This window comes from Nocardioides dongkuii (genome assembly GCF_014127485.1).
In the GTDB taxonomy this organism is placed as follows: domain Bacteria; phylum Actinomycetota; class Actinomycetes; order Propionibacteriales; family Nocardioidaceae; genus Nocardioides; species Nocardioides dongkuii.
The window spans coordinates 1,594,999-1,615,676 of record NZ_CP059903.1 but is presented as its reverse complement, the minus strand read 5'-3'; the positions used below and the strand labels follow the sequence as shown (position 1 = coordinate 1,615,676).

General features: G+C 72.6%; 13 protein-coding genes and 1 pseudogene. 11 read left to right on the top strand and 3 right to left on the bottom strand.

Going from position 1 to position 20,678, the window contains the following annotated elements; all coding sequences use genetic code 11:
* Nucleotides 1-51: 51 nt before the first annotated feature.
* Nucleotides 52-2,748 carry a bifunctional acetate--CoA ligase family protein/GNAT family N-acetyltransferase gene (locus H4O22_RS07810; protein WP_182526438.1) on the bottom strand — a complete coding sequence of 899 codons (2,697 nt, stop codon included), beginning with the start codon at nt 2,746-2,748 and terminating at the stop codon, nt 52-54.
* Nucleotides 2,749-2,840: 92 nt separating this feature from the next.
* Between H4O22_RS07810 and H4O22_RS20870 the strand changes: the two are divergent.
* The 4 genes and pseudogenes from H4O22_RS20870 to H4O22_RS07790 all read left to right on the top strand — a co-directional run.
* Nucleotides 2,841-6,524: pseudogene (locus H4O22_RS20870) on the top strand (DNA gyrase subunit A); the annotation flags it as partial.
* 50 nt (nt 6,525-6,574) lie between these two features.
* Nucleotides 6,575-7,312 (top strand): LppX_LprAFG lipoprotein, encoded by a 738-nt coding sequence (locus tag H4O22_RS07800; protein WP_182526437.1) that lies wholly within the window; start codon nt 6,575-6,577, stop codon nt 7,310-7,312.
* Nucleotides 7,309-9,078 (top strand): MFS transporter, encoded by a 1,770-nt coding sequence (locus H4O22_RS07795; protein ID WP_182526436.1) that lies wholly within the window; start codon nt 7,309-7,311, stop codon nt 9,076-9,078. Before H4O22_RS07800 ends, H4O22_RS07795 begins: the two co-directional genes overlap by 4 nt.
* A 20-nt stretch (nt 9,079-9,098) precedes the next feature.
* Nucleotides 9,099-9,599: a beta-class carbonic anhydrase gene (locus H4O22_RS07790; protein WP_182526435.1), complete on the top strand. Its 501-nt coding sequence runs from the start codon at nt 9,099-9,101 to the stop codon at nt 9,597-9,599.
* 18 nt (nt 9,600-9,617) lie between these two features.
* Here H4O22_RS07790 and H4O22_RS07785 read toward each other — a convergent pair whose 3' ends face one another.
* Nucleotides 9,618-11,681: a DNA gyrase/topoisomerase IV subunit B gene (locus H4O22_RS07785; RefSeq protein ID WP_244963198.1), complete on the bottom strand. Its 2,064-nt coding sequence runs from the start codon at nt 11,679-11,681 to the stop codon at nt 9,618-9,620.
* Nucleotides 11,682-12,063: 382 nt separating this feature from the next.
* Between H4O22_RS07785 and H4O22_RS07780 the strand changes: the two genes are divergently transcribed.
* Together H4O22_RS07780 and H4O22_RS07775 are read left to right on the top strand one after the other, a co-directional pair.
* Entirely contained in the window at nt 12,064-12,315 is a 252-nt protein-coding gene (locus tag H4O22_RS07780) for a DUF7455 domain-containing protein (RefSeq protein WP_220451319.1), read from the top strand.
* Between the two features lie 92 nt (nt 12,316-12,407).
* Nucleotides 12,408-12,884: a DUF456 domain-containing protein gene (locus H4O22_RS07775; RefSeq protein ID WP_182526433.1), complete on the top strand. Its 477-nt coding sequence runs from the start codon at nt 12,408-12,410 to the stop codon at nt 12,882-12,884.
* Nucleotides 12,885-12,905: 21 nt separating this feature from the next.
* Here H4O22_RS07775 and H4O22_RS07770 read toward each other — a convergent pair whose 3' ends face one another.
* Nucleotides 12,906-13,241, bottom strand: a complete 336-nt coding sequence (locus H4O22_RS07770) for a hypothetical protein (RefSeq protein WP_182526432.1) — start codon at nt 13,239-13,241, stop codon at nt 12,906-12,908.
* Nucleotides 13,242-13,721: 480 nt separating this feature from the next.
* Here H4O22_RS07770 and H4O22_RS07765 point away from each other — a divergent pair, with 480 nt between their 5' ends.
* The 5 genes from H4O22_RS07765 (at nt 13,722) to H4O22_RS07745 (ending at nt 20,650) form a co-directional block, all read left to right on the top strand.
* Nucleotides 13,722-15,023, top strand: coding sequence for a glycosyltransferase (locus H4O22_RS07765; protein WP_244963153.1), 1,302 nt, complete (start codon nt 13,722-13,724; stop codon nt 15,021-15,023).
* Nucleotides 15,020-16,912, top strand: coding sequence for a right-handed parallel beta-helix repeat-containing protein (locus H4O22_RS07760; protein ID WP_182526431.1), 1,893 nt, complete (start codon nt 15,020-15,022; stop codon nt 16,910-16,912). The genes H4O22_RS07765 and H4O22_RS07760 overlap by 4 nt, the downstream gene beginning before the upstream one ends.
* Nucleotides 16,909-18,162, top strand: a complete 1,254-nt coding sequence (locus H4O22_RS07755; protein WP_220451318.1) for a right-handed parallel beta-helix repeat-containing protein — start codon at nt 16,909-16,911, stop codon at nt 18,160-18,162. Before H4O22_RS07760 ends, H4O22_RS07755 begins: the two co-directional genes overlap by 4 nt.
* Nucleotides 18,163-18,185: 23 nt before the next feature.
* Nucleotides 18,186-19,532, top strand: coding sequence for a UDP-glucose dehydrogenase family protein (locus H4O22_RS07750; protein WP_182526430.1), 1,347 nt, complete (start codon nt 18,186-18,188; stop codon nt 19,530-19,532).
* An 80-nt stretch (nt 19,533-19,612) separates the two neighbouring features.
* A complete protein-coding gene (locus H4O22_RS07745) occupies nt 19,613-20,650 on the top strand; it encodes an OmpA family protein (RefSeq protein ID WP_182526429.1) in 1,038 nt (345 codons plus the stop codon).
* Nucleotides 20,651-20,678: the final 28 nt, after the last annotated feature.

Below are 20,678 nucleotides of genomic sequence, written 5' to 3'. Positions count from 1 at the left end.
GCGTCAGTCTGTCACGGCCCTCCGACCGTCCCGGGGGCGGTGACGTCGGACTCAGCTGGGCAGGGTGTCGCCCGGCAGCGACGGGAGCCGGCGCACGAACCAGTCCGAGCGCGGGTCGGCCACCGGCTCGATGCGCGCACCGGCGGTGAGCACGGTCGCCCCGTGCGCGCCGGCGAGCACGAGCGAGAGCTCCAGGCTGCGGATCTGCGGCAGGTCGTTCTGCAGCTGTGCGACGCGGCGGATCAGCCGCTCGACCTCTTCGACGTCGACGACCTCGCTGCCGCGGTAGCCGAAGAGCATCGGCGAGGACTTGATCTCGCGGACCATCGACGCCGCGTCGCGGGCGGCCAGCGGCGGGATCCGGTAGGACTTGTCGGCGAGCAGCTCGATGAGCGGGCCGGAGATCCCGAACGACACCACCGGCCCGAACAACGGGTCCTCGATGCTGCGGATGGAGATCGGGACGCCGGGCCGGGCGTTCTTCTGCACGACGAAGCCGGCCCGCTCGGGGTCGCCGATCACGTCGCGCAGGGTGCTCCACGCGTGCCGCATGGCGACGGCGTCCTCGATGTTGCGCCACACGTGCGCGAGGTCCGGGCGCTCGCGGACGTGGTCGACGGTGGCCTTGAGCACGACGTCCCACCCGAGCGCCTCGCCCGCCGCCACCGCCTCGTCCGCCGTCGAGACGGGGTGCGCGCGCCACAGCTCCACGCCGTACGCGCGCAGCAGCTCCTCGAGCCGGTCGTCGTCGAGGTCGGTGCCCTCGGGGTGCGCCGAGAGGGTCTCGTTCACGATCCGCTTCGCGGTGCGCTGGTCGACCTCGCCCGGGTCGTCGACCCCGCCGTCAGGGGTGCGCAGCCACACCGCGTAGTCGACGACGTGCGCGAGCGCGCGGACGGCGGCCTCCACCGCGGGGTACGACGGCACCGAGCCGCGGCCCGCCGTGGAGCCCGCGACGTCGGGGACGCGCAGCAGCTCGGGCACACCCTCGGCGCCGAGGAAGGAGGAGACCAGCGGCTTGTCGGACTGCTCGCCGACCGCGGCCAGCACGTTGGCGACGTCCTCGCCGGAGACGTTGAGGGGTGGGATGTAGACCGCGACCACGGCGTCGACCTCGGGGTCGTCGATCGCGGCGTCCAGCGCGTCCTCGAAGTCCTCGGCGCTGGGCTCGGCGCTCAGCGCGACGGACTTGTTGACCACCAGCCCGACCGCGGCGGCGGCGTCGGCGGCCAGCAGGCCGAGCGCGTCGGAGTTGCCGACGATCGCGACCCGGCGTCCCCGCGGCAGCGGCTGGTGGGCGAGCAGCTGGGCGACGTCGAACATCTCCTCCAGCGACTCGACCTGGATCACGCCGGCCTGGCGGAACATCGCGTCGACGGCCTGCGGCGGCGCCGCGATCCGGCGTACGGCGTGGCCCATCGGCACGCCCTGGGTGGTGCGGCCGGAGCGGACCGCGATGATCGGCTTGCGCAGCGAGACCCGGCGGGCGATCCGGGAGAACTTGCGCGGGTTTCCGATCGACTCCAGGTAGAGCAGCACGACCTCGGTGGCGTCGTCCTCCTCCCAGTACTGCAGCAGGTCGTTGCCGGAGACGTCGGCGCGGTTGCCGGCGCTGACGAACGTGGAGAGGCCCAGGCCGCGGTTCTGCACCTTCTCCAGGATCGCGGAGCCGAGCGCGCCGGACTGGGAGAAGAACCCGGCGCGGCCGCGGGGCGGCATCACCGAGGACAGCGAGGCGTTGATCGAGACGTTCGGGTCGGTGTTGATGACGCCGAGCGCGTTGGGCCCGATCAGCCGCAGGCCGTAGGAGCGGGAGAGCCCGACGAGCCGCCGCTGGCGCTGGCGGCCCTCCTCGCCGGTCTCGGCGAAGCCGGAGGAGATCACGACCAGGCCGTGCACACCCTTGGCGGCGCAGTCCAGGACGACGTCCTGCACGGCGTCGGCGGGCACCGCCACGATCGCGACGTCGACCTGGTCGGGGATGTCGTTGACCGACTTGTACGCCGGCAGCCCGGACACCGCGGCGGCGCTGGGGTTCACGGCGTACACCCGGCCGGTGAAGTCGCCGGTCACCAGGTTGCGCACCAGCGCCTGGCCGATGGTGTCCTGGCGCCGGCTCGCGCCGATCACCGCGACCGAGCGCGGGTTGAAGAACTTGTGGATCGAGGCGGCCTCGGCCTGGTGCTCGCGGTTGAGCATCACCCCGATCGCGGTCTCGGTGGGGTCGATCGGGAACTCCAGCATGAGCACGCCGTCCTCGTACTCGCTGGCGACGCGGTAGCCGGCCTCGCGGAAGATCTGGATCATCCGCACGTTGTCGGGCAGCACCTCGGCCACGAACTTCTCGACGCCGCGCTCCCGTCCGGCCTGGGCGAGGTGCTCGAGCAGGATCTGCGCGATCCCGCGGCCCTGGTGCTGGTCCTCGACGAGGAACGCGACCTCCGCCTCGCCCGGGCGCACCACGTCGTACCGCCCGACCGCGATCATCCGGCCCTGCAGGACCAGCACGAACGCCACCCGGTCGACGTGGTCGACCTGGGTGAAGCGCGCGACGTCGCGGTCCGAGAGCCGGGGCATCGGCGAGAAGAACCGGTAGTACTTCGACTCGTCGGAGACCCGCGCGTAGAAGTCGACCAGGAGCTCGGCGTCGGCGGGCCCGATGGGCCGGATGTGGGCGGTCCGGCCGTCGCGCAGAAGGACATCGGCCTCCCAGTGCGCGGGGGCAGCGGGCACGTCCTGCTGGGTCACGACGGGGAATCTACCGGTCCCGCGGAGGGTCCGGACCCGGCGACCGGCGTGGCCCCGGCAGAACCGTCGGTGCTACCCGCGAGAATGGCGCCATGGCACGGCGGACCACGACCCCAGATCTCCCCGATGACTTCGAGGAGCACATCCTCGACACCGACATCAAGCAGGAGATGGAGTCCTCGTTCCTCGAGTACGCCTACTCGGTCATCTACTCCCGGGCACTGCCCGACGCGCGCGACGGCCTCAAGCCCGTCCAACGGCGGATCCTGTACACGATGAACGACATGGGACTGCGCCCCGACCGCGGCCACGTCAAGAGCGCCCGCGTCGTCGGCGAGGTCATGGGCCGGCTGCACCCCCACGGCGACGGCGCGATCTACGACGCGATGGTGCGCCTGGCCCAGTCGTGGTCGATGCGGGTCCCGTTCATCGACGGCCACGGAAACTTCGGTAGCCCCGACGACTCCCCGGCGGCCATGCGGTACTGCCTGACCGGCGACACCCGGGTGCGCCTGCCCGACGGGGGCTCGGTGCGCATCGACGACCTCGTCGGGCTGTCGGCGGACGGTGAGGCGGACGTCGACTTCGAGGTCCTCGACAAGGACGGCAAGGCGGTCCGCGTCAGCCGGGTCTTCCACTCCGGCGTCCACCCCGTGAAACGACTCGTCACCACGAGCGGGCACGCCGTCCGCGGGAGCCACAACCACCCGGTGCTGTGCCTGGTGCCGGTCGCCGGTGTCCCGGTCTTCCAGTGGCTCCGGCTCGACGAGATCACCCCGGGCACGGTCGTCTGCCTCGCCCGCAACGCGTGGACCACGGCGATCCCCATGGCCCAGGAGATGATGCTCGGCACCCTGCTCGGAGGCTGGGTCTCCGAGGGCTTCACCTCCGAGGGCCGGGCTGGGTTCAACAACACCGACCAGGAGTACTTCCAGTACGTCCTCGACGCCTACGACGCGCTCGTCGGTGGCCGGCGCTACGTCTACGAGCGCACGCTGAAGCGCTCCGGCCGCACCATCCACGAGCTCGACGTCCACAACCTCGACCACCTGCGCGAGAGCCCCCTCGCCCCGATGATCGGCGCCAAGGCGCGCGAGAAGCGGGTGCCCGAGATCGTCTGGCAGGGCGGTCCGGGCCTGAAGCGGGCATTCCTCATGGCGCTCTTCGAGGGCGACGGCGGTGTCCACAGCGTCGGGTCCAACTCCATCACCATCCAGTACTCCACCTACAGCGAGCAGCTCGCCGACGACCTCCAGGAGATGCTGCTGGAGTTCGGCATCCACAGTGCCCGGTGCCACTACCGCAAGGGCGAGCACCGGCTGGTGATCTCCGGTCTCCACCAGATGCACGCCTTCGCCGAGCGGGTCGGCTTCCTCACCGAGAAGCAGCAGAAGCTCCAGTCGCTGCTCCGCGGCCAGCCCCGCTACCGGCACCGTCTCTCGGGCGACCGCGCGCCGTACGTCGCCGACTACGTCCGCTCGACGATGGGACCGGGCCGAGGCACGGGGAAGTCCTGGCTGCTGAAGCACAACTTCGACCGGATGGAGCGCTGGCAGGCAGATCGGAGCCTGCTCGTCACCAAGTTCAAGGACCCCGAGACGCTCGCCGTGGTCTCCGAGGTCATGGACTCCGGCTACCGGTTCGTCGAGGTCGCCGCGGTCGAGGACCAGGCGCCGGAGCCGGTGTACTCCGTGAAGGTGGACACCGAGGACCACTCGTTCCTGGCCGGCGGGTTCGTCAACCACAACACCGAGGCCCGGATGGCCCCCGCGGCGGTGTCGATGACGGCCTCGATCGACGAGGACACCGTCGACTTCAAGCCCAACTACGACAGTCGCGAGTACGAGCCCACCGTGCTGCCGGCGGCGATCCCCAACCTCGTCGTCAACGGCACGACCGGCATCGCGGTCGGCATGGCCACCAACATGGCCCCGCACAACCTCGTCGAGGTCGTCCAGGCGCTGCGTCACCTGATCAAGCACCCGAAGGCGACCATCGACGACCTGATGCGGTTCGTCCCGGGCCCCGACCTGCCCACCGGCGGCAAGATCGTCGGGCTCGACGGCATCCGCGACGCCTACGAGACCGGCCGCGGGTCCTTCCGGATGCGCGCCACGGTGCGGATCGAGCCGGTCGGGCGCCGCAAGGGCATCGTCGTCACGGAGCTCCCGTACGGCGTCGGCACCGAGAAGGTGATCGAGCGGATCAAGACCCTCGTGCAGGGCAAGAAGCTGCAGGGCATCGCCGACATGAAGGACCTCACCGACCGCGCGCACGGGCTGCGCCTGGTGATCGAGGTCAAGAACGGCTTCCACCCCGAGGCGATCCTCGAGCAGCTCTACCGGCAGACGCCGATGGAGGACTCCTTCGGCATCAACAACGTCGCGCTCGTCGACGGCCAGCCGCGCACGCTCGGGCTCAAGGAGCTGCTGCGGGTCTTCCTCGACCACCGCTTCGAGGTCGTACGCCGGCGCTCGGCGTTCCGGCGCGCCAAGAAGGCCGACCGGCTGCACCTCGTCGACGGCCTGCTGGTCGCCCTGCTCGACATCGACGAGGTCATCGAGCTGATCCGCACCAGCGACGACGCCGGCGCCGCCCGCGGGCGGCTGATGTCGGTCTTCGACCTCTCGACCCTGCAGGCCGACTACATCCTCGAGATGCAGCTGCGCCGGCTCACCCGGTTCAGCAAGATCGAGCTGGAGAAGGAGCAGGACGCGCTGCGTCGCGAGATCGAGGAGCTCGACGCGATCCTCAACGACGAGGCGCTGCGCTGGCGGGTCGTCTCCGACGAGCTGGCCGAGGTCGCGAAGACCTACGGCACCCCCCGGCGCACCGTCCTGCTCGAGTCGGCCGGCACCTCGGTCACCGCCGCCGCCGTGCCGCTGGAGGTCGCCGACGACCCCTGCTACGCCTTCCTGTCCTCCAGCGGGCTGCTCGCCCGCTCGGGCACCGACGAGCCGGTGGGCTCCGGCGGCGGGCGCACCAACCACGACGTGGTCGTCTCGGTGGTCGCCACGACCGCCCGGAGCGAGATCGGCGTGCTCACCTCGCGGGGACGCCTGGTCAAGCTCGGGGTCCTCGACCTGCCCGTCATCCCGGCCTCCGCCAACGACCCCAACCTGCAGGGCGGGCTCCCCGTCAGCGAGGTGCTCTCCCTCGAGACCGGGGAGCGTGCGCTGGCGCTCTGCACGCTGGCGACCGACGGTCCCGGGCTCGCGCTCGGCACCGCTCAGGGCATCGTCAAGCGGGTCAACCCCGAGGTGCTCGGGCGCGACGAGTGGGAGGTCGTCCGGCTCGCCGACGGCGACGAGGTCGTCGGGGCCGTCGAGCTCGCCACCGGGTCGGAGACGCTCTGCTTCATCACCTCCGACGCCCAGCTGCTGCACTTCGGCGCCGACGCGGTCCGACCGCAGGGACGCACCGGCGGCGGCATCGCCGGCGTGCGCCTGGCCGCCTCGCAGCGGGCGGTGTTCTTCGGGGCCTTCGACCCGACCGACGCGGTCGTGGTCACGGCGTCCGGGTCCTCGACCGCCCTGCCCGGCACCGAGCCCGGCCTGGTCAAGGTGGCGCCGTTCACGGAGTACCCCGCCAAGGGCCGGGCCACCGGCGGCGTCCGGTGCCACCGGTTCCTCAAGGGCGAGGACACCCTGGTGCTGGCCTGGGCGGGTCCGGGACCCGCCCGGGCGGCCGCCGCCAGCGGCGCCCCGGTCGAGCTGCCGGAGCCCACCGGGCGGCGCGACGGCTCCGGCACCCCCGCCAGCCAGCCGATCGCCGCCTGCGCCGGCCCGGTCGCGGTGCGTCTCCCGGGCGTGCGAGGCTGACCGCCATGACCCGCGCCCTGCCTCCCGGCCTGTCCCGACGCCTGCGCCGCGGCGCCTCCGTGGCGGCCGCCGGCGTGGCCGTCCTGACCCTCGCCGGCTGCAGCGACGACGACGGCTCCGTGGCGGAGGGCGCCTCCCCCGAGGAGGTGCTGACGCTCGCCAAGGAGACCCTCGACGAGACCACCGGCGTGCAGATCACCCTCGAGGCCGACGACCTGTCCTCCGACGTCGCCGCCGGCATCCGCAAGGCCACCGGCGTCGGCGTGCACCCGCCCGCCTTCGAGGGTGAGTTCGACCTCAGCGTCAACGGCATCCCGGCCACCGCCGAGGTGATCGCGGTCGGCGGCACCGTCTACGCCCGCAACTCGCTGCTGATCCCCGACTGGACCGCGATCGACCCGGGCCAGTACGGCGCGCCCGACCCCGGCGAGCTGATGAGCGACGACGCCGGGTTCTCCACCCTGCTCACCGACACCACCGAGGTCGAGGAGCGCGGCGAGGTCCGCGGCGGCGAGGCCAACGACGAGATCTACACCCAGTACACCGGCACGGTCCCGGGCGAGACGGTCGCCAACATCGTCCCGTCCGCCTCGGGCGACTTCGCCGCGTCGTACACCATCAGCGAGGACGGTGAGCTGCGCGAGGCCCAGCTCACCGGCGTCTTCTACAAGAACGACGGCGAGATGACCTACACGATCAGGTTCTCCGAGTACGGCACCGAGCAGGACATCACCGCCCCGTGACCGCGGCGTCCGCCGCCCGCTCGCCGCGGGTCCTCCTCGGCGTCGCGGCCGGTGCGGTGGCGTTCGCGGCCGCCGACACCTACGTCGTCGTCCTCGCGCTGCCGGACCTGATGGCCAGCGTCGGCGTCCCGATCGACCAGCTCCAGCGGGCCGCGCCGATCATCTCCGGGTTCCTGCTCGGGTACGTCGCGATGCTGCCGCTCATCGGCCGGATCGCCGACCTGCGCGGGCGGGTGCCGGTGCTGGTGGCGGCGCTGGTCGTCTTCGCGCTCGGCTCGCTGGTCACCGCGCTCGCCTACGACATGCCCAGCATGGTCGCCGGCCGGTTCCTGCAGGGCGTCGGCGGCGGCGGCCTGGTGCCGGCGACCCTCGCCCTGGTCGCCGACCTCTACCCGCGCGAGCGCCGCGGGGTGCCCCTCGGCGTGGTCTCCGCGGTCCAGGAGATCGGCAGCGTCCTGGGTCCGCTCTTCGGCGCGGTGGTCCTCGCCTTCGCCGACTGGCGCGCCATCTTCGCGATCAACCTGGCGGTCGGGCTGGTGCTCGCGGTCGCCGTGCAGGCCCTGACCCGCCGCGACACCGCTCCCCGGGCCGGTCCGGCGCGGCTGCCCGACCCGCTCGGGCTGCTGCTGCTCGCCGTGGGGCTGGTGGCGGGCGCCCTGGTCTTCGTCCGGCCTCCCGACCTGATGGCCAGCATCACCTGGGGCGGTCTGCTCACGCCGCTCGCCGGCACCGGCCGGTGGCTGACGCCGCTGGGCCTGACCACGGTCGCGGCGTTCGTGCTGCTCGGCGTCCGGTGCGCGACCGCCGCCCGGCCGCTCGTCGACCTGCGCTCGTGGGTGCGCAGCACGCGCGAGGCCGACGTCGTCGGCGCCGTGCTCCTCGCCGCCACGCTCGGCGGCGTGATCCTCGCCTTCGCGACCGCCGACCCCGAGGTGCAGGTCTTCTCCGAGCAGGGCGTCTGGTACCTCCTCGGCGCCGCGCTGGCCGGCGTCGCCTTCGTCGTCCACCTGCGCCGCGCCGAGGCGCCGCTGGTGCCGCGGGGCGCGCTGCGCGCCGTCCCCGCCTGGGGCGCGGTGCTGGTCAGCTTCTTCGTCGGCGCCGCGCTGATCGCCGCGCTCGTGGCGGTCCCCCTCTTCGCCCGCACCACCACCTACCGCGACAGCCAGCTGATGGCCGCGCTGGTGCTGGTCCGCTTCCTCGTCGCGCTCCCGGTCGGCGCGGTCGTCGGCGGCTACCTCACCCGGCGGTTCTCGGCCGGCGCGGTCACCGCGGTGGGCATGGCGCTCGCGGCGGCCGGCTTCGCGCTGATGTCGCAGTGGCCCTCGGACGCGCTGGAGGGCTGGTTCGCCAACGTCGCCCTCGTCCTGGGCGGCCTGGGGTTCGGCCTGGCGCTCGCGCCGGTCAACGCCGCCGTGCTGGCCAGCACCTCCGACGACGTCCACGGGCTGGCCAGCGCGCTGGTCGTCGTGGCCCGGATGGTCGGCATGCTCGTCGGCATCTCCGCCCTGACCGCGATCGGCCTGAGCCGCTACTACGCCGCCCAGGACGGGCTGCGCACGATCGCCGAGGTGTGCGGGGTCGATGCCGACAAGGTGTGCCCGGCGTACCGCACCCAGCAGCTCGACGCGGCGATCACCCAGGAGCAGACCGTGTTCGCGGGGGCCGCCGTCTCGGCGGTCGTCGCCGCGGTCCTGGCGCTGCTGCTGTTCCGCGGCGCGGCGACCCGGGCCCTCTCGGCAGGCGACCTGCTGCGCTCGGCGGGCTGATCCTCCGCTAACGTCCGGACGTGCCCTCCAGCGACTTCGACGACCTGCTCGCCGCCAACCGCGCCTTCGCCGACTCCTTCACCCTCGGGGGGTTCGACGGCATCGCCCACGCGGGCGTCGCCATCGTCACCTGCATGGACTCCCGGATCGACCCCCTGGGCATCCTGGGGCTGAGCCCCGGTGACGCCAAGATCTTCCGCAACCCGGGCGGCCGGGTCACCCCGCAGGCGCTCGAGGCGCTCGTCCTCGGCGTGCACCTGCTCAACGTCGACCGGGTCCTCGTGGTCCCCCACACCCGCTGCGCCGTCGCCAGCAACACCGAGGCCGAGCTGCGCGCCGCCGTCGAGGCCTCGGCGGGGGGTGACGCCTCCTGGCAGCCCTTCAGCGTGGTCGAGGACCAGCTGGCCGCCCTCGAGGAGGACGTCGCCAAGGTCCGGTCACACCCGCTCGTCCCCGAGACCGTCCGGGTCGGCGGTTTCGTGTACGACGTCGACACCGGGCTGCTCGAGCAGCACATCTGACCGACCCCGCCCCGGCGGTCAGGCGTCGAGCGTCTCGACGTCGACCTCGTAGGCGCCCTGCACGATGAACTCCTTGCGCGGCGCGACGTCGGAGCCCATCAGCAGCTCGAAGACCTTCCCGGCGGCCTCCGCGTCGTCGACGGTGATCCGGCGCAGGGTACGACGGCGCGGGTCCATCGTGGTCTCGGCCAGCTGGTCGGCGTCCATCTCGCCGAGGCCCTTGTAGCGCTGCACCGGGTCCTTCCAGCGCACGTTCTTCTTCTTCAGCTCCGCCAGCTTCCGCTGCAGCTCGTCGTCGGAGTAGGTGTAGATGTACTTGTCCATGCCCTTCTTCGGGTTGGACAGCTCGATGCGGTGCAGCGGCGGCACCGCGGTGTAGACGCGGCCCTCGGCGACGAGCTCGGGCATGTACTTGAAGAACAGCGTCGCCAGCAGGCACCGGATGTGCGCGCCGTCGGAGTCGGCGTCGGCCATGAAGATGATCCGGCCGTACCGCCGCGCCTCGAGGTCGAAGGTGCGTCCCGAGCCGGCGCCCACGACCTGGATGATCGAGGCGCACTCGGCGTTCTTGAGCATGTCGCCGACGGAGGCCTTCTGGACGTTGAGGATCTTGCCGCGGATGGGCAGCAGCGCCTGGAACTCCGAGTTGCGCGCGAGCTTCGCGGTGCCGAGCGCCGAGTCGCCCTCGACGATGAACAGCTCGGTGCGGTCGTTGTCGTTGGCGCGGCAGTCGGCGAGCTTGGAGGGCAGCGCCGAGGACTCCAGGGCGTTCTTGCGCCGCTGGGTCTCCTTGTGGGTGCGGGCCGCGATGCGCGTCTTCGACGCCCCGACGACCTTCTCCATCACCAGCTTGGCCTGGACCTTCTCGTGGCGCTTGGCGGAGGTCAGGAACTTCTTCAGCTCCGTCGAGACCACCTTGCGCACCACCGAGCGCGCGGCCGGCGTCCCGAGGATCTCCTTGGTCTGGCCCTCGAACTGCGGCTCGGCGAGGCGCACCGTGACCACCCCGGTCAGCCCCTCGAGGACGTCGTCCTTGATCACGTCGGCGTCGTTGACCTTGAGCGCCTTGGCGGAGCGCATCACGTCGTTGAACGTCTTGGTGACCGCCTGCTCGAAGCCGCTCAGGTGGGTGCCGCCCTTGGGGGTCGCGATCACGTTGACGAACGAGCGCAGCTCGGTGTCGTAGCCGGTGCCCCAGCGCACGGCGACGTCGACGTGCAGCTCCCGCTCCACCTCCTGCGGGGTCATGTGCCCCTTGTCGTCGAGCAGCGGGACGGTCTCGGTGAAGGTGTCCATGCCCTGCAGCCGGAGGACGTCGGTGACCGGCTCGTCGTGGGCGAGGAACTCGGCGAACTCCGCGATGCCACCGTCGTGGCGGAACTTCTCCTCCACCAGCTCAGGGCCCCGCTGGTCGCGGATGACCAGCTCGAGGCCCGGGACGATGAACGACGTCTGCCGGGCGCGGGTGACCAGCTCGTCGTAGACGAACGCGGCCTCCTTGGTGAAGATCTGCCGGTCCGGCCAGAACCGGATGCGCGTGCCGCTGCGGCCCTTCGCGACCCGGCCGCCCTTGCGGCTCAGCCCGGAACGGGCCTCGAACGGGGCCTCGGGGCCCTCCCCCTCGAAGACACCCGGCGTGCCGCGGCGGAACGACATGCCCTGCACCGCCGGCGAGCGCTCGACGTCGACGTCCAGGCGGGTGGAGAGCGCGTTGACCACGGACAGGCCGACGCCGTGCAGGCCGCCGGTGGCGACGTACGAGCCGCCGCCGAACTTGCCGCCGGCGTGCAGCTTGGTCGCCACCACCTCGACACCCGGGAGCCCGGTCTTGGGCTCCTTGTCGGTCGGGATGCCGCGTCCGTCGTCGTGGACCTCCGCGGAGCCGTCGGGGTGCAGCGTCACCTCGACCCGCTTCGCCGCCCCCGCGAGCGCCTCGTCGACGCCGTTGTCGATGATCTCCCACAGGCAGTGCATCAGGCCGCGGGTGTCGGTCGAGCCGATGTACATGCCCGGGCGCTTGCGCACCGCCTCCAACCCCTCCAGGACCAGGAGGTGCGCGGCGTTGTAGGTGTTGTCGGCGATCGGGGGGCTCCTCGGAGGGCAGCGGGAAACACGGGGGGTCGAACTGCTCCGAATCTACCCGCGACACGCCGATGAGGAGTGCAGGCACGCCTGCTCCGGCCCGGAGCGTGGCGGGTCTACGGTGACGGCGTGCGAGTCACGTCACGATGTGGACAAGATCGGGCAGCTGCCCGGGAAACTGCTTCGGTACGGTCCTCCACCGCGTCACACTGCACCACAGGCAGCACGTCCACGTCCCAGGGTGACTTCCCGCCCCGGCCATCGTTGTCCGGGGCATGGAATCCCGACGGGCGGGGACTGAGAGACCAAGACGGGACTCACGTGTCGGGCACCACGCAACTCCGGGAATCTTGTGTCCCGGCGGTACGTTGAGCAAGACACGATGATCAGAAATGAGGCCGATGTGACCACTGCAGTAGCCACCAGCGCGCCGCTGACCGCAGCGGACCGCTGCGACCGATGCGGCGCCCAGGCCTACCTCCGTGTGGAGCTCCAGACGGGCGGAGAGCTCCTGTTCTGCGCCCACCACGCACGTGAGCACGGCGACAAGCTCAAGGAGATCGCGGCCCACGTGGTCGACGAGACCCACAAGCTCGGCTCCTCCCCCGTGATCGCCGCGGACGACGATCGCTGAGGCGTCCCGAACACCACGACTTCGCACGGCCCCGGACGAGAGTCCGGGGCCGTCGTCGTCCCCGGGGGCTCCGGGTGTGACAGGGTGACGCCGTGAGCGTCGGGGAGGTCCTGGTCGCCCTCGTCATCGCCGTCGGGCTCGCCGGGATCCTGGTGCCGGTCCTGCCCGGCCCCGTCCTGGTCCTGGCCGCCGTCCTCGTCTGGGCGGCCGACGTCGGCGGGACGACCGCCTGGCTGGTCGCCGCGGTCGCCACCACGTTCCTCGCCCTCGGCGCCGTCGTGAAGTACGTCGTCCCCGGCCGCCGCCTCCAGAGCGCGGGCATCCCCGGCTCGACCCAGTGGGTGGGCGCGGGCCTGGCCGTCGTCGGCTTCTTCGTGGTGCCCGTGGTCGGCCTGTTCCTCGGGTTCGTGCTCGGGGTCTACCTGGCCGAGCACCGGCGGGTCGGCGCAGCGGCTGCCTGGCCCTCGACGCGGCGCGCCCTGGGCGCGGTGGGGCTCAGCATCCTCATCGAGCTCGCCGCCGGCCTCCTCGCCGCGCTCACCTGGGTCGTGGGCGTGGCCCTGACGTGAGCGAGGCGCGGCCGGGTGCGCCTAGGACGTCGCGACGACCGTCGGCTGGTAGCCCTGCCCCGGGTCGACCTCGACGCTGAGCCGCTCGGTGTCGGGCACCCAGTAGCCCACGAAGAACGTGACCGTCTCCCCCGCGGGCACCCGCTCCTCCGGCCTCGCGACCACCCCCTGGTCGTAGTCGAAGATCTGCTCGGCCGGGACGAAGCCGCTGCCCAGCCGCACGTGCAGCTGACTGGGGTTCCAGGGCTCCTCGGCGCCGTTGCGCACCGTCACCCGCAGGCGCACCGGCAGGCCCGGGCGCGGCTCGATCCACGACGAGGGCGTGAACCGCTGCGGTGGCCCGACCTGCATCCTCAACCCGCTCTCATAACGAAAGAACTCGCCGAATCCGGGCGACTGAATTCGCTTTTCCGCTCCCATTGTTTCGGTCGGGTTAACCGATTGTCCAGCTGCCCCCGGGGTGCCGTTAACGGCACGGGCCCCCGCCTCCCCCGGCGCACCGAAGTCGGCCTCGTCCCCGGAGCCCACGACGCCACACCCGCTCAACACAAGGGGAAACGCGACCGCAGCAGCGGCCCACCTCACGAGTCTCATGGCGTCGACGCTAGGTGATCGGTGAGCCGGGAAAAGCGGTTCCGGCGATTATCCCCAGCCCCGGACGCGCAGGTACTCGGTATTAGGTATACGAGCCGGAATCGTATTCCTCGTCGGCGGATTCCACGCCTACGGTCGTGGCAACGCAGACGCCGGGGGTCGCCGGGCGCTGCGCTTCTCACGGTCTCGGCGGGCGCGATCGCGCCGTCGGGCCTCCACGCCACACCAGGGGGTTCCATCATCGTGCCCGACTTCGCCGACTTCACCCTGCCCGCCTTCGACCTGGCCGAGTGGCGGGCGGCCTTCCCGCTCGCCGTCGCCGGCATCATCGTCTGGTCCCTGTGGATCTACCGGTGCGTGCTGTCCGCCCGGGCCCGGCCGATCGAGAACGACTTCACGACGACCACCTCCGTCGTCGTCCCCAGCTACCACGAGGACCCCGACATCCTGATGCGGTGCGTGGCCAACTGGCGCGCGCAGAGCCCGACCGAGATCATCATCGTCCTCGACGTCGCCGACACCGAGGCGTTCGCCCGCCTCGAGGCGATCGGCGACCCGAGCATCCGGCCCGTGCTGTTCCAGCACGCCGGCAAGCGGTCCGCCCTCGGCGTCGGCATCCGGATGGCGACCTCCGAGGTCCTGGTGCTGGTGGACTCCGACACCCAGTGGGAGCCCGGGCTGCTGCTCGCCGTGCAGCGCCCGTTCCTCGACCCCGAGGTGGGCGGGGTGAGCACGCAGCAGAACGTCTACGAGGCGCGCAGCAGCGTGTGGCGGCGGATCGCCAACTGGATGGTCAACCTGCGCTACCACAACTACGTGCCCGCGATGGGCCGCGCCGGGGCGGTCGCCTGCGTCTCGGGCCGGACCGCGGCGTACCGCCGCTCGGCCGTGCTGCCGGTGCTCGAGAACCTCGAGAACGAGTTCTTCCTCGGCCGCCGCTGCATCGCCGGCGACGACGGCCGGCTGACCTGGCTGGTCCTGGCCTCGGGCTTCACCACCGTGCACCAGTCCTCGGCCAAGGCGCTCTCGATGTTCCCGGACTCCTTCCGCGCCTTCGTCAAGCAGCGGGTGCGCTGGAGCCGCAACTCCTACCGCTGCTACCTCACCGCCGTCTACAAGGGCTGGCTGTGGCGGACGCCGTTCGTCACCAAGGTCACCGTCCTGCAGATCCTGTTCACGCCGGTCACCATGGGCGTCACCATCGGCTACCTGGTGTTCAGCCGGCTCGAGCTCACCACCCACGGTGCGCTGCTGGCGGGGGCCTGGCTGCTCGCCGGCCGCGGGATCCGTGGGTTCTCCCACCTCTACCGGAACCCGCAGGACATCGTGCTGCTCCCGCTGCTGACCCTGGTCGTCATCCTGGTGGCACTGCCGATCAAGCTCTACGCGTTCCTCACGATGAACAAGCAGGGCTGGCTGACCCGCTCGGAGACGACCGTCGGCGGCGAGGGCCAGGACCAGGCCTCCCTGGAGCGCCGGCGCGCCCGGAGCACGCCGTCCCCGGCCGCCGAGCCGACCATGTCGGCGGCGGGAGCGACCCGATGACGCGGCGGACCACGGCCGGCCGGCTGGGTGTCGGGGCCGCCCTCACCGCCCTCCTCGTCGGGGCGACGGCCCCGGCCGCGTCCTCCGACGCCGAGATCGAGGCCGGCGCGGACGCGGCGAGCGCGGGCCACCCCTACCCCGGCGACCCCGAGACGGAGGCCGCCCTGGTCGCCGGCGAGGACGACCGGCTCACCGAGGTGCGGACGGTCAGCTCGCTGGCCAGCTGGAGCGACACCCCCACGAAGAGCCCGTACCGGCTGGCGACCGGGTCCGCCTACACGTTGGTGCTGACCGCCCGGTCCCAGCCGTACACGGTCGCCGACCTGCTGCTGCTCGCCCCGCAGACCTTCGTACGCCGGCCCGACGGCTCCTACCTCCTCAGCGAGCACCTCGTCGTGGAGTCCGGGGCGACCCTGAACCTCGCCAGCCCCGGCGGCCTGCGCCTGCACCTGGCCAGCGACTCCGAGGGCTTCGTCTCGATCGTCAGCTACGGCGGCCGCCTCAACATCGCCGGCGCGGACGGCTCCCCGGCGGTGATCTCGAGCTTCGACCGCGACACCGAGCGCCGCGACTCCCTCACCGACGACGGACGGGCCTACCTGCGGGTGATCGGCGGCCAGGTCTCCGTCTCGCACGCCCGGCTCGAGGGGCTGGGGTTCTGGAGCGGCCGCACGGGCGGGCTCTCCCTCACCGGCACCGACCGCCCCGACAGCGGCTCGCTCCACGACCTGGCCGACTCGCTCAAGGTCGGCCCGGTCACCGACAAGGGGCCGGAGGTCGACGGCAACAAGAACTCCGCGCTCGGCGACGTCCTCCCGGCGGGCGACCTGCCGGTGCCGACGGTCGACGTCGACCACCCGCAGTACAGCTACGTCTCGGCCGCGGTCGCGGACACGACGGTGACCGACAGCGCGTTCGGCCTCTTCGTCTCCGGCGCCAACGGGCTCGACGTGCGCGACAGCGCCTTCGACGACAACATCGTCTCCGGGCTGGTGCTGCACCGCTACGTGATGAACGCCGTGGTCGAGACGACCAGCGCGTCCCGCAACGGCCTCGACGGCCTCCAGCTGGCGCGGGCGACGACCGGGATCGTGCTCTCGGAGATCGTCGCCGACGAGAACGAGCGCAACGGGGTCACGATCTCCGGCCTGCCGCTGGCCACCGGGCCGAGCGCGACCGGGACCAATGTCGGCAGCTACGGCAACAACTCGATCGCCAACAGCCAGCTGCGGCGCAACGGCCGGTACGGCGCGGAGGTGATCGGCGGGCAGAACGTCAGCGTGCTGGCCAACGACGTCGCCGACAACGCGGTCGGCGTGGTCGTCCGCGGTGACGCGACCGAGATCAGCGTGGTCGGCAACCAGGTCAGCGGCTCGCACGACCAGGGGATCGCGCTGCGCGACGGCGTGGACGGGGCGGTCGTCACCGGCAACGTGGTCAGCGGAGGCGAGACCAGCGTCTACGTCCGTGACTCCAGCGCCGAGATCGACCAGAACACCCTGGAGGGCGCCTCCATGCACGCGGCGAGCTTCGTGGGCGAGGTCGGCAGCTCGTCGCTGCGCCACAACATGATCAGCGGCCGCGGCCCGAGCGCCGTCGAGATCGGCCGGGCGCACGACCTGGACACCGACGCCTGGATCAACGACAGCGACGGCTGGGACGACACCACGCCGTTCCTCGTGACCCTGAAGCGGTTCGCACAGCCGCTGACGGTGCTGTGGAGCCTGCTCGGGGGTCTGCTCCTCTTCACGGCCCTGCGCGGCGCGCGCAGCCGCCGGGCGCGCCGGCACCCGTACCTGGACAAGGCCCCTGCCTGGGACCCGACCCCGGTGCAGGTCGGCGGCGTCGGCGTCGTCGGCGGCGGCGTCGGCGAGAGGAGCCGGCCATGAGGCTCCCCGAGTCCCCCCGCGCGCGGCTGCTCGCCGCCGCCGGGGGCGGCGTGGTCCTGGGCATGCTGGCGATGCTCGGCATCGTCGCCGTCTGGCCGGAGGACGAGGCCGGGGCGCCGGGGGCCCGGGACGTGGTGGCCACGCCGAGCGTGCCGCCCGCTCCGGCCATCCCGGAGATCCCCGAGGTCCCCCAGCCCTCGGAGTCCTCGCTGGTGACGGAGTCGGAGACCTCCACCCCCGACGACGAGGGCGAGGAGGACGAGGGCGACGACGAGGACGACGACGAGGGCGAGCAGCCCGACTCCGCCCCGCTCCTGCCGGACGCCGCCCCGGCCGGCGAGGGGCCGCTCCCGGACAGCAGCCCCGTCCGGTGCCCCGCCCCGACCACCACCGTCACCTCGGCGGAGGACCTGGAGCAGGCCCTGGCCGAGGCGGCCCCCGGGGACAGCATCGAGCTGGGCGACGGGACCTACTCCGGCAGCTTCGCGACCACCGCCTCGGGCACCGAGGCGGCGCCGATCTTCCTGTGCGGCACCGCGGCGGCGGTGATCGACGGCGGCGACATCGAGGGCGACTACGCGCTCCACCTGGACGGCGCGAGCCACTGGCGGCTGGTCGGCTTCACGGTGTCGGGCGGCCAGAAGGGCGTCGTGGCCGACGGGACCGAGTGGTCGGTGATCCAGGGACTCACGGTCTCCGGCACCGGCGACGAGGCCATCCACCTGCGCAGCCACAGCACCGACAACGTGGTGCGCGACAACACGATCAGCGACACCGGCCGGCGCCGCGACACCTACGGCGAGGGCGTCTACCTGGGCTCCGCCGTCAGCAACTGGTGCACCTACACCGACTGCGAGGCCGACCGCAGCGACCGCAACGTCGTGATCGCCAACACGATCGAGGCCACGACCGCCGAGGCGGTCGACGTCAAGGAGGGCACCACCGGGGGCGCCGTCCTCGACAACACCTTCGACGGGTCCGCGCTGTCCGGGGCCGACTCCTGGGTCGACCTGAAGGGCAACAACTACCTGGTCCGGGGCAACACCGGGACGCAGGCGACCGAGGACGGCTTCCAGACCCACCAGATCCTCGACGGCTGGGGCGACTTCAACGTCTTCACCGAGAACCACGCCGACGTGCAGGGACCGGGCGCCGCGATCTCGTCCTGGCCGCCCGAGTCGAACGTCGTGCGCTGCGACAACACCTTCACCGACGCCGGCGAGGGCCTCAGCAACATCACGTGCTCATGACCACCGACCAGAGGGGCTCCACCATGTCCAGCACACCCAGCACGTCCAGCACCCCCCGCCTCACCGTCCTCGGCACCGGCTACCTCGGCGCGACGCACGCCATCTGCATGGCCGTGCTCGGGTACGACGTCCTCGGCGTCGACACCGACCGGGCCAAGGTCGCGGCGCTCAACGACGGCCGGGTGCCGTTCTTCGAGCCCGGGCTCCCCGCGCTGCTCCGCAAGGCCCTGGACTCGGGCCGGCTCTCGTTCACCACCGACCTGTCCGCGGCCGGCGAGTTCGGCGACGTCCACTTCATCTGCGTCGGCACCCCGCAGCAGGCCGGCTCGCACGCGGCCGACCTGCGCTACGTCGAGGGCGTGACCCGCGACCTCGCGCCGTACCTGCGCCGCCGGTGCCTGGTGGTCGGCAAGTCCACCGTGCCGGTCGGGACGGCCGCGCGCCTCACCCGCCTCCTGCAGGACAACGCCCCCGCCGGCACCGAGGTCGAGCTGGCCTGGAACCCGGAGTTCCTCCGCGAGGGGTACGCCGTGGAGGACACCATGCGCCCGGACCGGCTGGTGTTCGGCATCGGGTCCGCGTGGGCCGAGCAGACCCTGCGCGCGGCGTTCGCCCCGGTGATCCGCAACGGGGTCCCGGTGGTGATCACCGACATCCCGACCGCCGAGCTGGTCAAGGTCGCCGCGAACTCCTTCCTGGCCACCAAGATCTCCTACATCAACGCGATGGCCGAGGTCTGCGAGGCCACCGGCGCCGACGTCCAGGACCTCGCCAGCGCGCTCTCCTACGACACCCGCATCGGCGGTCGGTTCCTGCACCCCGGCCTCGGCTTCGGGGGCGGCTGCCTGCCCAAGGACATCCGGGCCTTCGTGCACCGCGCCGAGGAGGTCGGGGTCGGCAGGTCCGTGGCGTTCCTGCGCCAGGTGGACGCGATCAACCAGCGCCGCCGGGCCCGCACCGTCGACCTGGTGCGCGAGCAGGCCGGCGGCTCGCTGGAGGGCGTCCGGGTCTGCTGCCTCGGAGCCGCCTTCAAGCCCGACTCCGACGACGTGCGCGACGCCCCGGCCCTCGACGTGGCCAGGATGCTCCAGGAGGAGGGCGCGATCGTGTCGGTCTACGACCCCGAGGCCATGGACAACGCCCGCCGGGTCCAGCCGACCCTGCACTACGCGGAGGGCGTCTTCGACGCGGCGGCGGACGCGCAGGTCGTCGTGCTGCTCACCGAGTGGGACCAGTTCCGCTCGCTGGACCCCCGGCGGCTGGCCGAGGTCGTGGCGACCCGCTCGATCGTCGACGGCCGGCACGCGCTCGACCCGGCCGAGTGGACGGCCGCCGCCTGGACCTACCGCGCCCTGGGGCGGGCGGGCTGAGCGGCGCACCCCTCGACGGCCGAGGGCGTCCCGGGCCACACTGGCGGCTCGGAACGGGACCGCGACCGGGTGGAGGCGCGATGAGGACGTGGGCCGGGCTGACGGTGCTGGCGGGGGTGCTCGTGCTGGGCGGCACGGTCTCCTGCTCCGGCGACACCGGACCGGCCGCGCCCGGCTCCGCGCCGGAGGCGTCGCCCTCCGGCCCGTCCCCGGGGACCGAGCCGGCCGCCCCCGCGGCGGACCCCCGGTGCGAGCCGGGGCCCGGACGAACCGTCGAGGAGCTGCCGGACCTGACCGTGCGCGCCGTCGAGCTGCCCGCGGTGACCGATCCCGAGACCGGCACGGAGCTCGCGCCGGCCGCCGAGGTGCCGGCCCAGGTGGTCGACGCCGGCTGCGTGATCCGGTACGACGCACCCGGAGGCTGCCTCGGTGCGGTCGAGGTCACGGCCGCCACCATCCCACCGACCGTGATCCCCTCGACCCGGGTCGAGGACCGGGAGTACGCCGCCGTGCCCGTGCCGGGCGACACCCGTCCCGGCGCCCGCGCCGAGCAGGTGTGCCGGGTCCGGCGCGACGGCGACGTCATGGCCACGACCCGCGACGGCGTGGTCCGGGAGGGATTCTCGCGCGACGGGGCCGCCCGGCCGGGTGACGACCTGGTGCCCACCGTCCGGATCCCACCGGTGCGGCTGCCCGACGTGGACGTGGACCCCGAGCGCCTGGAGCGCACCGAGATCGGCGGCGGCGTCGGGCGGATGGAGGGGAACGGCACCACCTCCTGGGTCGCCCCGGCGGCGGTGCTGTTCGACACCGACGAGGCCACCCTGCGCCCCGAGGCGGTCGCGGCGCTGCGCACGATCCTGGCCCAGGTCCGGGCCGCCTCCCGCGGGGGCACGCTGCTGGTGGAGGGGCACACCGACGACCGCGGCGACGCGGCGTACGGGCAGCGGCTCTCGGAGCGGCGCGCCCGCGCGGTCGCGGCGTGGCTGGTCGGGGAGGGCGTCGACCGGCAGCGCCTGCGCACCCGCGGGTGGGGCGAGCGGCGCCCGGCGTACCCCAACGACAGCGACGCGCACCGGCAGGGAAACCGGAGAGTGGTGCTGACCCTGCGACCGTGACCAGGAACGCCGCAGACCGCCTCCCGCC

Excerpts from the sequence above, each read along its gene's own strand:
- H4O22_RS07800 (WP_182526437.1), top strand. The coding sequence starts at position 6,575 with ATGACCCGCGCCCTGCCTCCCGGCCTGTCCCGACGCCTGCGCCGCGGC.
- H4O22_RS07780 (WP_220451319.1), top strand. The coding sequence starts at position 12,064 with ATGATCAGAAATGAGGCCGATGTGACCACTGCAGTAGCCACCAGCGCG.
- H4O22_RS07760 (WP_182526431.1), top strand. The coding sequence starts at position 15,020 with ATGACGCGGCGGACCACGGCCGGCCGGCTGGGTGTCGGGGCCGCCCTC.
- H4O22_RS07755 (WP_220451318.1), top strand. The coding sequence starts at position 16,909 with ATGAGGCTCCCCGAGTCCCCCCGCGCGCGGCTGCTCGCCGCCGCCGGG.
- H4O22_RS07750 (WP_182526430.1), top strand. The coding sequence starts at position 18,186 with ATGTCCAGCACACCCAGCACGTCCAGCACCCCCCGCCTCACCGTCCTC.
- H4O22_RS07745 (WP_182526429.1), top strand. The coding sequence starts at position 19,613 with ATGAGGACGTGGGCCGGGCTGACGGTGCTGGCGGGGGTGCTCGTGCTG.